The organism is Parasphingorhabdus sp. (assembly GCF_039977335.1).
GTDB lineage: Bacteria > Pseudomonadota > Alphaproteobacteria > Sphingomonadales > Sphingomonadaceae > Parasphingorhabdus.
Genome location: NZ_JBDWDI010000004.1, coordinates 69,693 through 82,648, shown reverse-complemented (window position 1 = coordinate 82,648; position 12,956 = coordinate 69,693). Strand labels below are relative to the sequence as shown.

At 50.3% G+C, this 12,956-nt stretch carries 11 protein-coding genes; 3 read left to right on the top strand and 8 right to left on the bottom strand.

Annotation, left to right across the window (positions count from 1 at the left end):
- Positions 1 to 60 precede the first annotated feature (60 nt).
- Genes ABJM21_RS07695 through ABJM21_RS07680 form a run of 4 tightly spaced genes read right to left on the bottom strand, consistent with a single transcriptional unit; the run spans position 61 to position 4,949 of the window.
- A complete protein-coding gene (locus tag ABJM21_RS07695) occupies positions 61 to 786 on the bottom strand; it encodes an N-formylglutamate amidohydrolase (RefSeq protein WP_348303497.1) in 726 nt (241 codons plus the stop codon).
- Positions 783 to 1,637, bottom strand: coding sequence for a 4-(cytidine 5'-diphospho)-2-C-methyl-D-erythritol kinase (locus ABJM21_RS07690; protein WP_348303499.1), 855 nt, complete (start codon positions 1,635 to 1,637; stop codon positions 783 to 785). Before ABJM21_RS07690 ends, ABJM21_RS07695 begins: the two co-directional genes overlap by 4 nt.
- Positions 1,637 to 3,325 carry a tetratricopeptide repeat protein gene (locus tag ABJM21_RS07685; protein ID WP_348303501.1) on the bottom strand — a complete coding sequence of 563 codons (1,689 nt, stop codon included), beginning with the start codon at positions 3,323 to 3,325 and terminating at the stop codon, positions 1,637 to 1,639. The genes ABJM21_RS07690 and ABJM21_RS07685 overlap by 1 nt, the downstream gene beginning before the upstream one ends.
- Positions 3,294 to 4,949: an electron transfer flavoprotein-ubiquinone oxidoreductase gene (locus ABJM21_RS07680; protein WP_348303503.1), complete on the bottom strand. Its 1,656-nt coding sequence runs from the start codon at positions 4,947 to 4,949 to the stop codon at positions 3,294 to 3,296. The genes ABJM21_RS07685 and ABJM21_RS07680 overlap by 32 nt, the downstream gene beginning before the upstream one ends.
- A gap of 128 nt (positions 4,950 to 5,077) precedes the next feature.
- Here ABJM21_RS07680 and ABJM21_RS07675 point away from each other — a divergent pair, with 128 nt between their 5' ends.
- On the top strand, positions 5,078 to 5,875 hold the full coding sequence (locus tag ABJM21_RS07675) for a uracil-DNA glycosylase family protein (RefSeq protein ID WP_348303505.1): 798 nt from the start codon (positions 5,078 to 5,080) through the stop codon (positions 5,873 to 5,875).
- Entirely contained in the window at positions 5,833 to 7,635 is a 1,803-nt protein-coding gene (locus ABJM21_RS07670; protein WP_348303507.1) for a lytic transglycosylase domain-containing protein, read from the top strand. Before ABJM21_RS07675 ends, ABJM21_RS07670 begins: the two co-directional genes overlap by 43 nt.
- Before the next feature lie 48 nt (positions 7,636 to 7,683).
- Here the strand turns inward: ABJM21_RS07670 and ahcY are convergent, their stop codons facing one another.
- Together ahcY and ABJM21_RS07660 are read right to left on the bottom strand one after the other, a co-directional pair.
- The gene (ahcY, locus tag ABJM21_RS07665) at positions 7,684 to 9,096 is read right to left on the bottom strand and encodes an adenosylhomocysteinase (protein ID WP_348303509.1); all 1,413 of its coding nucleotides are present in this window, start codon (positions 9,094 to 9,096) and stop codon (positions 7,684 to 7,686) included.
- Positions 9,097 to 9,264: 168 nt separating this feature from the next.
- A complete protein-coding gene (locus ABJM21_RS07660; protein ID WP_348303511.1) occupies positions 9,265 to 9,825 on the bottom strand; it encodes a YqgE/AlgH family protein in 561 nt (186 codons plus the stop codon).
- Between the two features lie 151 nt (positions 9,826 to 9,976).
- Between ABJM21_RS07660 and ABJM21_RS07655 the strand changes: the two genes are divergently transcribed.
- Positions 9,977 to 10,453 (top strand): peroxiredoxin, encoded by a 477-nt coding sequence (locus ABJM21_RS07655; protein WP_348303513.1) that lies wholly within the window; start codon positions 9,977 to 9,979, stop codon positions 10,451 to 10,453.
- A gap of 59 nt (positions 10,454 to 10,512) precedes the next feature.
- On the opposite strand, the gene ABJM21_RS07650 is transcribed toward ABJM21_RS07655, so the two are convergent.
- Positions 10,513 to 12,363, bottom strand: a complete 1,851-nt coding sequence (locus ABJM21_RS07650; RefSeq protein ID WP_348303515.1) for a M2 family metallopeptidase — start codon at positions 12,361 to 12,363, stop codon at positions 10,513 to 10,515.
- A 57-nt stretch (positions 12,364 to 12,420) separates the two neighbouring features.
- Positions 12,421 to 12,948: a hypothetical protein gene (locus ABJM21_RS07645; RefSeq protein WP_348303516.1), complete on the bottom strand. Its 528-nt coding sequence runs from the start codon at positions 12,946 to 12,948 to the stop codon at positions 12,421 to 12,423.
- Positions 12,949 to 12,956: the final 8 nt, after the last annotated feature.

Sequence of the window (12,956 nt, the reverse complement as noted above, 5' to 3'; positions counted from 1 at the left end):
TTCTTGGTCCTGCAAAAGAGGTGGTTATAATCGCCGATCCTCCTTCCAAAACTGTGCCGCTCACGCAAGCCCTGTTCGCATTTTATCGCAAGTTCGTAACAATATTTCAGCAAAACGGCGCTGACCGGTTTCTTCTGCAACCATATCTTGCCGGATTTCGATTTCCGTATAGGCTTTTCCGATATCTTCTGCCTGCCGCTTCATAGTCGCATGGAGGTCTTTGCCGGAATAAGGCTGTTGATCACCCACAACCAGTTCTTCTTGTTCAAGAAACTGAATTGCCAGCCGCGAAGCCGTTTCATACTCATTGTATAAAACGCCAACTTCCCATGGCCTGGATTCAGCACCATTGGTCCGAAGCTGTGGCGTGAAGCTGTGCAGAAAAAGCATCAATACGGGGTCAAGATCACGGACCAGTCCAGCCACGCGGTTATGATAAGGGTGAAAAAACCGATCAAGCCGGGCCTCTCTTTTTGCCCGATCAATTGCATTGCCCGTAATTTCAATACCATCGCTTTGCTTGGGAATGACGCCAATTTCTTCGGGATAGCGATTAAGGTCGACGACGAGCCGCGACACAGTACCCAAAATACTAAGATAACCGGGCGTTTCAGACATGTACCGAGCTACATTGGCGACACCGATATCATAGGCGATATGCTCTTCAAGAAGTGCCCGATCAATGCCAAGATCGATATCAGGAGGAACATGGTTGGATGCATGATCCACAACGATCAGGACACCACGCTCTTGGGGCACTCCAAATATTTCATAGGGCTCCGTCACTTTAATCCTCCAACCATCGTCCAAATGTCAGGCAATATCGCAGCAATGTCTTCTCTAGCTGCAAGGGCCAGTTGTTCTGTTTCATAAAGTCCAAAGCAGGTTGCACCTGATCCAGACATCCGCGCCATAACCGGTTCCGTTTTACCCAACTCAGACAGTATATCCGCGATGATAGGGGCAAGATTTCCTGCTGGCTTCTGCAAGTCATTACGGCCCGCTATCGCCGCATCCATCAGATCACCGTCCTGCAGAGCGCCACGATCGACACCGTCCCAGTCTTGAAACACTATGGCTGTAGATACCGGAACCAATGGATTCGCCAGCAAAGCATAATGGCCTTCCAAAGCCCCGTTTTCTAACGGCACAAGATCCTGACCAATACCCTCCCCGCGACATGTTTGGTTCAATACGCAGGCGGGGATATCGGCTCCCAAGGGTTCTGAAAGCTGCGCTAGCGCCTCCAGAGAAAGTCCGGTTTCCCAAAAACGATTTAACAATCGCAATGTCGCTGCAGCATCCGCCGATCCGCCGCCAATGCCAGACGCCACTGGCAGGCATTTTTCCAAATGCAGCCGGGCGCCAGCTTCCACATTGGCATGGGAGGCCAAAAGATGAGCAGCGTCCAGGATCAGATTATTGCTATTGCTCAGTCCATCAGAAAATGGGCCATCTATCAACAATGTAATGGCTTGTCCGGTTCCGACTGATATGACGTCACCGCAATCCAGAAACGCAAATATTGTCTCTATGTCATGATATCCATCTGGCAGTCGCCGGCGCACATGCAGCGCAAGGTTTATTTTTGCGCAGGCAAGTTCACTGTCACAAAACGTATCACTGTCGGTCGGCATCAGGGAGAAACAAGGTCGGCTTGCAGCCCCAGATCAATTTTGGACGCCAACCGCTTGCCATCTTCGGCATCGGCGAATAATTTTGCGGATTTCCAGGCATATCGCGCTTCATATTTTCGCCCGACGGCCCAATAGGCATCGCCCAAATGTTCGTTGATAGTGGGATCTTGTGGTTCACCGGCCCGCGCCCGTTCTAGATAGCCTACCGCTTTGTCATGCTCACCAATAATATAATAGGCCCATCCTAGTGAGTCCGTAATTGCAGGTGAAGAAGAGCGCATCTTATAGGCTTTTCGAATAGCACCCATCGCCGACACGGTGTTTTCCCGGCGTTCCAATTGCGCATAGCCGAGATAGTTTAATATGCTCGCCGAATTAGGCTGTAACATATTGGCTTTCTTCAAGGACTCCAAGCCAGCGGGCCAAAGTCCTGCCTGCTCTTGCGCACTACCTAGCGACAACCAATAGCTTGCCAGAAGAGCGTCTGAAAAACTACGCTTCTCGGCCAATGTAATGGCTTGTTTGAAAGCATTGGCAGCTGCTTTGTGGTCTCCGCTCATCTGGAACAATTGCCCCAGTAACACTCTCAATTCCGGTGCGCCAGGATCCTGAGCAATTAGGTCGTCCAATCTTGCCTGACCGCCGACATAATCCTCCTCATCCGCATAGCTCGCAACTTCTTTACTGATCGCCAGCAAGGCATAGGCACTGGTATAGGGTATCTGTTTAAATTCAGACCGTGCAGATGAGCTGTTTTGACTGTCTTCATGGGCATCACCCAAAACAAGATGTCCATAGTCGCTATTGGGGTTAACCTGGGCAGCGGCCTGCGCGCCGACAAGGGCGAGAAAATAGGCTCTTTGAGTATTTAAATCTGATGCCAGCCTTTGAAAGAGAAAACCCAAACCGACCTCGGTATTAACCTTTTGCGCCAGTTTTTTAATGTTACCGGACCGTACGTCCCGAAGCATTTTCATTTCCGGGCCTGTTCTTTCGCCCTTCAACAACATAACAGCGCGCTCTTGATCCTTTTTAGCCAAAAAATGTCGGGCAGCAATGATCCGCAAAGGCCCCATTCGCGCTTCATTCTTTTCCACTAAATTGTCGAGCAGTGGGATAACGTCGACATCATTTCCGCGGGCCAATCCATGCAAGATGAACTGTTCCAGATGATAATAAGAGGCCGTTTTGTCTTTTTCGGCAGCCGCCAGCCCGACCAGGGGGTTATCCCCTGTGGCATCGGCAAGCCAAGCGTCCAGCAATGGTGATAGAAAAGCAAAATTCCCTAAGGCTTCCAATTCAACCGTTGCCGTCGCAGCCGCCTTATAATCATTGCGGGCAAAGGCGTCTGCAAACAGCAAAAGCGGCATTTCGGCATCAACCTCACCGCGTAAATCGAGACTGCGCACGGCTTTGACAGCAAGGTCAAAATCCCCCGCTTCGACAGCTTTCACATAGGTCTTGCTTGCAAGAAGCAGGTTATCAGGCTGTTTCTTGAGTGATTCTGCATAGATGGAAGCTGCCACTGCCGGCTGATCGACCGATTCCGACAACCGCGCCTCAACATATTGGTTCAGTCCTTCGGCACCATCGCTACGTTTGGCACTAGCGGTGCCACTAGCCAGAGCTGCAATCAGGACGCCAAGAGCTGATATCTTACATATTGGGGTAATTGGGACCTCCGCCACCTTCGGGTACAACCCAGTTGATATTCTGGTTCGGGTCTTTGATATCACAGGTTTTGCAATGGACACAATTTTGCGCATTGATCTGGAATTTTGGATTGCCCGCGTCATCCTCAACAAATTCATAGACCCCTGCCGGGCAGTAACGCTGTGATGGACCAGCAAAAACTGGTAGATTCACATCTACCGGCATGGATGCGTCCTTGAGCTGCAAGTGCACCGGCTGATCTTCCTCATGATTGGTATTGGACAGGAATACCGAAGACAAACGGTCAAAGCTTATCACGCCATCGGGTTTTGGATACTCTATAGGTTCACAATGTTCTGCGCGCTTCAGCCGTGTGTGATCCGGATGATGCTTCATCGTGAACGGCATTTTGATTTTGAAATTCTCAGCCCACATATTGATGCCAGCAATGATTGAACCCAGGAAATCACCATATTTTTCAGCCGCCGGGAGAACATTCCGAACGACGCGCAACTCTTCGCGAACCCAGCTGTTCTCATAAGCCGTGCCATAAGCCGCCAATTCGTCGCTCTGACGATCCGCCACAATCGCTTCAAAAGCCGCTTCTGCCGCCATCATACCTGTTTTCATGGCCGTATGCGTACCCTTGATCCGTGGGACGTTCACGAAGCCAGCGGAACAGCCAATCAGCGCGCCGCCTGGGAAGAATAGTTTTGGTACGGATTGGAACCCACCGTCATTAATCGCGCGCGCGCCATAGGAAATGCGCTTGCCACCTTCCAAAATCTTGCGGATTTCAGGATGCTGCTTCCAACGCTGCATTTCCTCAAACGGCGACAAATAAGGGTTTTCATAGTTGAGCCAGGTGACAAAACCCAGTGCCACTTGATTATCGGCTTGGTGATAGAGAAAACCACCACCATTAGAACCTTCGCCCAATGGCCAACCCTGACTGTGAATGACGCGGCCGGGAACATGTTTGTCAGGATCAATATCCCAAAGCTCCTTGATACCAAGCCCGTAAATCTGCGGTTCGCTATCCGTATCCAGCGCAAATTTACTCTTCAGAATTTTTGTTAGATGTCCGCGCACACCCTCTGCAAAGAAAGTATATTTTGCGTGAAGCTCTAGTCCCGGTTGATAGTCAGGCTTGTGACTGCCGTCGCGCGCTACGCCCATATCGCCGGTGGCAACGCCTTTAACGGAACCGTCGTCATTATAGAGGATTTCAGCGGCTGCAAATCCGGGGAAGATTTCGATGCCCATATTTTCGGCACGTTCACCGAGCCAGCGACACAAGTTCCCAAGCGAACCTGTATAGGTTCCCTTATTATGCATGAACGGCGGTGTAAAAATGTGCGGAATGGAGAATTTCTTATTCTTAGTCAGGACCCAATGCTGATTATCGGTAACGGGAACGGCCGCCATGGGGCAGTCTTCGTCGCGCCAATTGGGCAGCAATTCGTCTAAAGCCTTGGGATCAACGACCGCGCCGGACAATATATGGGCGCCAATTTCGGAGCCTTTTTCCAAAATACAGACAGAGAGATCTTTGCCAGCTTCATCAGCCATTTGTTTAAATCGAATAGCCGCGCTTAGTCCTGCTGGTCCCCCACCAACAATGACTACGTCATAAGGCATAGATTCTCGTTCACTCATCGTATTTTTCCTGTATTCAACACTATATCATTTTCTTACATTCGCCCTACCGCAAACGGCAACCCTTTGGACAGAAACATGCTTGCCCGCCAATTGACCAATTCGTCAACTCATGACTCTATGTATACATGAATTTTTCTACACCTGCACCTGCTGAAAGCACGCCTGCTGAGCAGATTGAAAGCCTTCGCGACTGGTGGAGCCTGGCGGGTGTTGACTTGCACTATAACAGCGAGCCGGCCTCACTTTTGGAAGAAACCGCTCCGGCGACGCTCCCTGTAGAACAAAAACTAATCGAGTCTATTGCCCCTACGGAAAGCAAGCCACAATCCGCCCAAGAAAGTACTTCCGTCGAGAGCTGCAGTGAAAATTATCCGAAGCAGCATGATCAATTTCTTGCTTGGTTATCAGTGCCTGAGAAATTGGTTGAAGCGCGATGGTCGCAAAATCATGTGCTTCCTACTGGCGTGATTGAACCTGAAATCATGGTCATTGTCGGAATGCCGGAACAAGGTAGTTTAGCACAAAATTCTCTCTTTTCTGAGAAAAGCGCAGCCCTATTGGCCAATATGCTGAAGGCTATTGGATGCGATTCGGAAAAAACTTATTCTGCTTCCGTCTCTTTAGGGCGTTCCTTTGATGGCCGTATTGATCCGCAATATCATGATGCGTTAAAAAAACGCATGCTACATCACATAGGGCTGGTCCGACCGCAGAGGCTTATCTTCTTTGGCGACACACCATCCGGGTTGTTTTTTAACGAGAATTTGCTCACTGCCCGCAAGAATAAACAATTTGTTAACCATAGTTCATACAAAATAGAGGCAATCGCGACCTTTCACCCGCGGATTTTGATCGAAAGACCAGAATTCAAGGCGGAGGCGTGGAAAGATTTGCAATTGCTTACAAGGATCACCAGTTCGTGAAAAATCAGTTTCCGGTAAAATTGAAAATTGCCCTGACATCAGCGTTTATAGCACTTCCGATCGCTCCAGTAGCGGCCCAGGATGGCGGGGCCGTGTTGTTCAAAAGCTCTTCTGTAGCGAAAGATATCCCTTCACAATTAAAACGGAAACAGTCCGAACATTATCGTGCTATCTTCAAGGCGATGGGCGGCAATCAATGGGATACGGCAAAAAACCTTATCGCCGACGCGCCCAAAGGGCCTTTGAAATCGATCGCACAGGCTGAATATTTTCTGGATGCAAATTCTCCACGTGCGGAACTGGGGCCACTTTTGGTTTTGGTCAATGAAGCGCCGCATATTCCGCAGGCGGCACAACTTGGTCGATTGGCAAAGAAACGGGGCGCGCAACTGCTTCCCAATCTGCCGCAACGCCGCAATCTTTCTTATGTTCCAGGGCTGCCAATCCGAAAAAAGCCTGGTTCGATAAAATCAGACAATGGTGCTAATGCAATTCGCGGGCAGATTTTGGGTTTCATCAAGAACGATAGTCCACAATCTGCCGAAGCGCTTCTCTCGAATAAAGCCGATGGCCTATCGTCTGACGCTCGAACCGAGCTCGAACAGCGGGTTGCCTGGTCTTACTATATCGAAAATGATGACCGATCAGCGCAGCGCATGGCGAAAAAGGCACAAAAAGGAAGTGGCCCTTGGGTTGTTCATGCCGATTGGGTTGCAGGACTCTCTTCTTGGCGCCTGAAAGACTGTCAAACCGCCAGTGCGGCTTTCGATAATGTTGGTCGACGTGCCGCTAATGCTGATTTGCAAGCCGCTGGGCTTTATTGGGGCGCACGCTCCGACATTGTTTGTGGTCAGCCGCAAAAAGCACAGGGCAAATTGCAAACAGCGGCCAAGCGCAGTGACAGTTTCTATGGCCTCCTTTCTGCACAGACATTGGGTATGGATATCGCAAGTATGAAATCCCGTGCCGGATTTGCAAAGGGTGACTGGAAAACCTTGAAGCGGCACGACAATGTCAAGTCCGCCATCGCCTTGGTTGAAATCGGTGAAGAAGGTCTTGCCGACGAAGTGTTGCGGCATCAGGCGCGTATTGGTGATTCCAATGATCATGCAGCCCTTTTGAAACTCTCGCGCGAATTGAATTTACCGCGCACGCAATTGTGGCTGGCGCACCATGCGCCGCGCGGGTTTAAGCCGGATGCGCAGGCGCGCTTCCCAGCCCCCAAATGGAAACCAGATGGCGGATGGCGCGTCGATCCAGCTTTAGTCTATGCGCATACGCTTCAGGAATCAGCTTTTCGCAGCAAAGCGGTCAGCCCAGCAAATGCCATTGGTCTGATGCAGGTTCGCCCTGGGACGGCGGGTGATATTGCGCGCGCGAATGGACGACGGTTTCAGAAGTCTCAATTGCTCGAGCCATCAACCAACCTGGAATATGGGCAATCCTACCTGGAATATCTAAGCAATTCATCGATTACCGGCAGCAAACTGCCAAAAGTCGCTGCCGCTTACAATGCAGGCCCGGGTTCAGTTCAGCGCTGGAACAACGAGATACAAGATAATGATGATCCGCTGCTCTATATGGAGAGCATCCCCTACGTCGAAACGCGCGGCTATGTCTCGATCATCATGCGCAACTATTGGATGTATGAAAAGCAGGCCGGCATCAAATCAGCCAGCTTGAGAACTCTGGCGCAAAATAAATGGCCGAGCTTCCCAAAGAAGCCGGATAAAAGCAAAACGCGTTTTACGGCACGCTAAGTTCCAGAAAATCCGGATGAGCCGATTATGGCCCATCCGGTCATTTCATTAATAGCGGTAATGATCAGGCTTGAATGGGCCTTCCGTTGTCACGCCGATATAATCAGCTTGCTCGTTGGTCAATTTGGTCAGCTTCACGCCCAATTTCGCGAGATGAAGCTCAGCTACTTTCTCGTCGAGATGTTTCGGCAACACGTAAACGTCATTCTTATATTGTTCAGGCCGCAACCAGAGTTCGATCTGCGCCATCACCTGGTTGGTGAAGCTAGCAGACATCACGAAGCTTGGGTGACCGGTCGCACAACCAAGATTGACCAAGCGCCCCTGCGCAAGAATGATGAGCTTTTTGCCATCCGGGAATTCGACTTCGTCAACTTGTGGCTTGATTTCTGACCATTTCATATTCTGAAGGCCCGCAATCTGAATTTCACTGTCGAAGTGGCCGATGTTACAGACGATGGCACGGTCTTTCATGTCCCGCATGTGATCCACCGTGATCACATCCTTGTTACCAGTTGTGGTCACAAAGATATCCGCCCGCTGGGTTGCTTCTTCCATGGTAACGACTTCGAAGCCTTCCATTGATGCCTGTAAAGCACAGATGGGGTCGATTTCCGTCACAAGTACGCGCGCGCCGCCATTACGAAGCGATTGTGCCGAACCTTTACCAACATCACCGAAACCAGCGACGCAAGCTACTTTGCCGGCCAACATAACGTCGGTCGCGCGGCGGATCGCATCCACCAACGACTCTTTACAGCCATAGAGGTTATCGAATTTCGATTTGGTGACACTGTCATTCACGTTGATTGCAGGGAAAGGAAGTTTACCCTGTTTCGCCAGTTCATAAAGGCGGTGAACACCGGTCGTGGTTTCTTCTGAAACACCTTTGATGGTTTCAACGGTTTTGGTCAGATAACCAGGGCGTTCGGCCAAGAAACGTGTCAGTGTCGCGCAGAAAACCTCTTCTTCCTCGTTCTCAGGAGTAAACAATTCTTCTCCCGCTTCAACCCGTGCACCCCAAAGCGCAAACATGGTTGCATCGCCGCCATCGTCAAGGATCAGGTTACAGGTTTCATCCTGTCCCCAATCAAAAATGCGCTCAACATACGCCCAATATTCTTCCAGTGTTTCGCCTTTGATTGCGAAAACCGGTGTCCCACCCGCAGCGATTGCCGCAGCCGCGTGATCCTGGGTTGAGAAAATGTTGCAAGAAGCCCAACGAACAGTCGCGCCGAGAGCGAGAAGCGTTTCAATCAAAACCGCCGTCTGGATAGTCATATGCAGCGAACCGGTAATCCGTGCGCCTTTCAAAGGCTGCTCAGCGCCAAATTCTTCGCGCAAAGCCATCAGGCCAGGCATTTCGGTTTCGGCAATCTCAATTTCCTTACGGCCGAACTCGGCGAGAGAAATATCCTTGATCACATAATCTTGGTTTGCTGTATCTGCTGCAGTAGCCACGTTCATTCTCCTTGAAAGACGAATTGCCGCGCCGGAAATTCTGCGCAGCAGTTGCGACATTCCTTAGCTTCCTGAAGCTCTGGAAGCAAATATAAAGATGTCTTTATATTTGTTATATTATTATGAATTTTGACCGATAATCAGAACTTTATTAAAGGTATTAGGTTTTCAAGCACTACCAAACTGGCCGGATAACATGCTCGGGTCGATGCCTTGTGCCTTCCAAGCCATTTCCCATTTGTCTTTGGCACTTGTCTCATAGAGCCATTCCGGTTCTCCCGGCGTGATCGACCATCCGTTCTGGGTCAGCTCCTGCTCCAATTGGCCAGCTCCCCAACCCGAATAGCCCAGCGCAGCGATCCATTTTTTTGGTCCGCGATCCTTGGCGATAGCGCCCAAAATATCGAGAGAGCTGCTTAATCCCCAGCGATCACCAACTTGCAACGTGTCTGACAAATTGAAATCCAGACTGTGGAGAATGAAGCCCCGGTGCATCTCGACAGGACCGCCGACAAAGACATTACGATCCTTCAGTTCCTGCGGTTCGATGTCAAACTGCTCCAAAATCCCGTGGAAGCTGATGTCCTCAGACGTTTCCGCAATGTTAATTCCCAACGCTCCATTTTCATCATGAGAACAGATGGCAATGATAGAGCGAGAAAATCTCGGATCGGCCATGCCAGGCGTTGCAAGTAGAAATTGACCGGAGAAATAGAGGGGATCTTCCATTACCAATGCATAAGTGAGTTATGACGCCCTGCCCATGGTAAATTCGATAAACCGAACATTATCATTACATTGCTTGCAATTTCATGATGCTGTCACCACAAATGCATAGGACATACAGATATTCCCAAAAGATCCCAAAAGGAGCGACAATATGATCAACAAAGGCGATAAAATACCCGAGGTAAACCTCGTAAAAGCAACAGAAAATGGCCCTGAGCAAGTCAGCTCCTCTGACTATTTTGCGGGCAAAAAAGTCGCATTATTCTCCGTTCCTGGAGCTTATACCCCTACTTGTTCAGCCAAGCATCTTCCGGGCTATGTTGAAAAAGCCGCCGATCTGAAAGCGAAAGGCGTCGATGAAATTGCCTGCACTGCGGTCAATGATGCATTCGTTCTCGGCGCTTGGAACAAAGATGCGGGTTCCGAAGATGTCACCATGCTTGCTGATGGGAACGGCGATTTTGCCAAAGCGATCGGCCTCGAAATGGATGGTTCCGGCTTTGGTCTGGGCACCCGTGGCCAGCGCTTTTCGATGATCATCAATGACGGTGTTGTCGAAGAGCTAAACGTCGAAGCACCCGGCGACTTTAAAGTCAGCGCTGCCGACTATATGCTCGACCAGCTTTAATTCGATTTAAATCATCAAAAACCGGCGGGAACATCTATGCCCCGCCGGTTTTTTAATGCCTACCAACCGCAGGATTTACCTTTATTCTCTTCCTTCAGCCAGTCCATTAGCGGCGCAAAATAGCTGATCATCGCTGATCCATCCATTTCGCGCGTGCCGGTAAAGGCTTCCAGCGCATCGGGCCAAGGCTTGGATGCGCCGAGTTCCAGCATGGCGTTCAGCTTCGCACCCACTTCCTTATTGCCATAAAAAGAACAGCGATGAAGTGGCCCTTCCCATCCTGCGGCATCACAGGCGGCTTTGTAGAATTGGAACTGCAATATCCGTGCTAGGAAATAGCGCGAATAAGGCGTGTTACCCGGAATATGGTATTTTGCACCGGGGTCGAACGCGTCCGCTGGACGATCTACCGGCGGTGTAATGCCCTGATATTGGCGTTTCAGATCATGCCATGCCTGCGTATATTCCGCTGGCTGGATATCGCCGGAGAAAACCTGCCAACGCCATTTATCGACTAGCAAGCCAAAGGGTAGAAACGCAACTTTATCCATCGCCTGCCGTAACAGCAATCCGACATCTTTGTCCTCGCTCGGCACTTTGTCTGCATCCAGCAGCCCAACCTGCACCAGATATTCCGGCGTGATCGACAGCGCGATCATATCACCAATGGCTTCATGGAAACCGTCATTGGCACCATCGAGATGCAAATAGCTCTGCTTGTTATAGGCGCGCTGATAATAGTTGTGTCCCAGTTCATGGTGGATCGTGACAAAATCGTCGCCATTCACCTTGATGCACATTTTGATCCGGATATCGTCAACATTGTCGATATCCCACGCGCTAGCGTGGCAAACAACTTCGCGGTCTGCCGGCTTTGTAAACTGAGACCTTGCGTAGAACGTGTCAGGAAGAGGATCAAAACCAAGAGATGAGAAGAATCCCTCCCCGGCCTTGACCATTTTCATGGCATCATAGCCCTTGGAAGTTAGCAATTCGGTCGTATCGAAACCAATGTCACCAGCGCCTTCGGGAGCGACAACATCATAGATATTGCCCCATTCCTGTGCCCACATATTACCGAGCAGGTCGGCACGGATCGGACCGGTTTTGGCCTGAACGTCATCACCATATTTCGCGTTGAGTTTGTCCCGCGTGTAACAATGCAGTTCGTCATAGAGGGGCTTCACTTGGCTCCACAACTTGTCTGTCAGCTTGGCAAAATCATCTGCAGGCATATCATAACCAGAGCGCCACATTGCCCCGACATCAGCAAAACCTAGTTCTTTAGCGCCTTGATTGGCAATCTCGACCATGCGGGCATAATCGTCTTTCATCGGCGCACCGACATTGCTGTGCCAGCTTGCCCACATTTCCGATAGCTCATCCGGGTTACGGTTGGTGCCCATGGCCGCTTCGATATCGGAGCCGTTGATTTCCTTACCGTTTAGCGTCCCTTTGCCCTTGCCATAGGCAGAGTTCAATTTGGTCGCGATTGTGTTCAGCTCTGTTGCTGCGCCCTCGGTTGTTGGCGCGGGAAGAACTATGCCACCGCGCAGCTTATCGAGCTTGCGCGTGGTTACCGCATCAAGCCCAGTCACATTGTTGAATTTTGCTGCATCAATAGCAGCCTGCACCGACATGGTGGTTCCCTCAGCACCAACCTTCGCCGCCAAGGCATCGGTATCTTCAGTGATATAGGTTGCATTGATCCAGTAAATCCGGCCAGCATCGACTGAGAAATCAAACATCTTTTTCTCGGTTTCTTCGACGAATTTCTTGGCGTCTTCAGTCGTAGGATTGGCCTTGTCGGCCATTTCGTCGCCTTCATGATGTTTGGCATGAACGGGGGCGCTAAATGCTATCGCAGCAAGGGCGATGATCGAAGCGGCTGTTTTCCCAGCTATCTTCATAAATATATCCTCTCTGGCAGTTATTTTAGTATGAATTGAAACTTTATTGCGTGGCCGTCAAGCGCGTCTTTCCCGACTGCGCCAGATCAAAGCAACAATTATTCCAACAGTTCCGATGATCCAGGTCAGTATTTTCGGCGGCCGTGCAAAAGCGGCAATACCGGCCAGCATATCGCTGCCTTGCTGCTGTAACACTTGCGTAATCTGGCTAATCGTTTCGACATAGTCGAACACACCGAATAGAAAATAAGTGAGAACCATGGCCAGCCCGAGTTTCTTCAGCGAAGGAGAACGCGCCTCCTGCCACAATAGCCGTCCGCCCAAAATTCCGCCAATGGTATAGAGTCCGATAAAAACCAGATCCGTGATCATAGACCATTTGGCATAGTTCATCTGCCCCGCAGCAGCCCAGCTTTGCTGAATTGCATTGACCCGCTCGGCCGTTGCTGCGCTTTGATGATCCAATATCCCGGTAGGCGCCACGTCCGTCATCAGCGGTCCGCTGGTCGCAACATTAAACACAAACACAGCCAGTCCCCCCAGCCAGAATATCCAGAAATTGCGCCAGCTTATAAATTTCGGCATCGGTCTTC